The organism is Actinomycetota bacterium, from assembly GCA_005774595.1.
Classification (GTDB): domain Bacteria; phylum Actinomycetota; class Coriobacteriia; order Anaerosomatales; family D1FN1-002; genus D1FN1-002.
In genome coordinates, this window is sequence record VAUM01000296.1 from 1 (window position 1) to 2,442 (window position 2,442).

1 protein-coding gene is annotated in these 2,442 nt (G+C 70.4%); it reads right to left on the reverse strand.

The window, feature by feature from the left end; all coding sequences use genetic code 11:
- Positions 1-1,991: hypothetical protein (locus tag FDZ70_09315; protein ID TLM70152.1), on the reverse strand; the 1,991-nt coding region annotated here is incomplete at its 3' end.
- Positions 1,992-2,442: the final 451 nt, after the last annotated feature.

Below are 2,442 nucleotides of genomic sequence, written 5' to 3' on the forward strand. Positions count from 1 at the left end.
GTGCCGACCGTGCGCGTCGAACCCGCCGAGACGGTGAAGGTGGTACAGGTGTCGAACAGCGCCGCATCCTGCCACCACTCGGAGGCGTAGGTGCCGCCCGGGTCGGTGAAGCGCAACGTGTAGACGCCGGCGTCCAGGTCGCCGATCGCGAAGTCACCAGACGCGTCCGTGAGGTCCTGGTCGACGAGTGAGTAGCTCGAGCCGCTCGACGAGACCTGGTAGAGGTACGCCCACGCGCCCGCGACGTCGACGGACTGCGAGTTGACGATGGAGCCGGACACGCCGCCGGCGCGCGTCAGCGTCGCGTCGATGCCGGAGGCGATGTCGCCGTCGTCCACGTGCACGACTTCCGCGTCGTCCTCGTCACGCGCATCGTCGTAGTACTCGTCGAGGTAGACGTTGGCGGTGTCCTCGAACCACACGGTGTAGTCGCCGCCGGGCAAACCGTCGAGCGTGTAGGTCCCGCCGATGTAGGTCCAGTCCCACGCGTCCGTGGCGTCCGAGCTGGCGTGAACCTTGAGGCCGGACAGCCCGTTGCCGAGCCGGTCGGTGACCGTGCCGCGGATCTCGGCGCCGTCGGACAGCGCCAGCGTGGCGTCGACGCTGCCGCGGGACTCGCCGGAGCCGAGGGTGATCTGCGTCGCCGACGCCTCGGTGGCCGCGTCGAGGTACCACTCCTCCTCGTAGCCGGTGGGTCCGTAGAACCTGACGTGGTACGGCGCAGCCACCAGCCCGCCGAGCGAGTAGGTGCCGTCGGCGGCGGTCGTGGTGTACACGACCGAGCCCCACGAGGAGAAGTCCCACGGGCCATACGCGTACACGGTGCAGCCTTCGATCGGATCGCCCGCCCCGTCGCGGACCGTGCCCGAGATCGTCGCGACCTCACTGACCGCGAGCCGGTATGCACCGTCCGTGATCGAGGAGTACCCGCGCACGCGCACGTACCACGTCTCGGTCTGGGTCGCGGTGGCCGAGACGAGCGAGTAGTACCCCGGGCCGCCATCGTCGTCGGTGTCGATCACTCTGGTCCCGTTCGAATCGACCAGGTAGAGGTAGGTGTCGGCGTCGTCGGTGAACGCGTCGTCGCCGTACGTGCCCACCGCGTAGGTGTGCCCGGGCGAGACAGCGAATGAGGCTATGTCGACGTCGCCGGTCGGGTAGATGCTGCGCCACTGGCCGGCCGTCGGCACCGTGAGCGCGGTCGCCGTCGCGGTCGTGCCGTCGGATTCGTACGCGTCCGCGCCGGTCAGCCCGGACAGCGTGATGTCGTAGCCGGTGAGGGCCGCGTCGCCCGGGACCGGGAACTCCGTGGCGTCGGCCAGCAGCGCGGCCCCGTCGTAGTACCCGATGTCACTCCCGCTCCACGCGCCCAGCCGGTGCTGGCCTGGCCAGCACTCGATCGTGTACGACCCGTCCGCGGCCGTCTCGTCCATCTGGAAGTCGTTGTCGTCGTCGAAGGTCGTCGTCGCGGTGTACGGCGAGAAGACGGCCACGATCGCCCCGGGCACCGGCGCACCCGCCGCATCGCGCACGGTCCCCGACACCGTCGAGACGAGGTCGGCGACGAACGTGTACGTCCCGGTGTTCGAGCCGCCGCCGTACAGGTCGATCGCCAGGTACCACGTCCCGCTCGCCGTGGCGGTGTACGTGAAGCCCGAGTAGTAGCCCGGCCCGTCGTCGTCTTCCGAGATGAGCAGGGTGCCGGAGGAGTCGTAGAGGTACAGCTTCGTGTCCGCCTCGTCGGTGGTGGTGACCGAGCCGTACGTCCCGATGATGTAGCGCTCGCCCGCGGTCACGTTGAAGCGCACCCAGTCGATGTCGCTCGACGTGTCGAGGCTTCGGGCCTCCGCGGTCCCGAGGACGTACACGTTGGCCGTGGCCGTGGTGTCGTCGTCCTCGTAGGCGTCAGGAGCGACCGCCAGCGCGGCCGAAGGCACGGCGAACAGGACGGCCGCGGCGAACACCGCGGCAAGCACGAGACGAGCGCGCATGGCCCCTCCCTCGATCCGGGCCCGCGTGCGTTCCGTCCCCTCGGCGAGTGCGCCGCGTCGCGCGCGAGCCTCTCTCCCACCACGTGTACGAGTATATGGTTCCCACGCGCGGGAGGGGTACCGCTACCTCGTGTACCACCGCTCATAGATGAGTTGGCCGAGCCGCTCGCCGAGGCTGCTGACGATCGCGTCGCGATTGGCCGAGAGCACCACGGCCGCCACCACGACGACCGTGAGCACCGCCGTCTGCCAGTAGTTGATGACGAGCGCGAGCCGCGTGATGCGCGCGAGCTCCGGGTCGCGGCGGCGCACCGCGTACCACGCGGGGAAGCTGAACGGCACGAGCACGAGCAGCGCGACGAGCCGGTTGCGGGCGCGCTTCGTCTCCGGCGTGAGCGGCGCGGCTGGCTCCTCGCCCGCCCGGGCGGCGCCGCGCGCGGGCGGCAGCGGC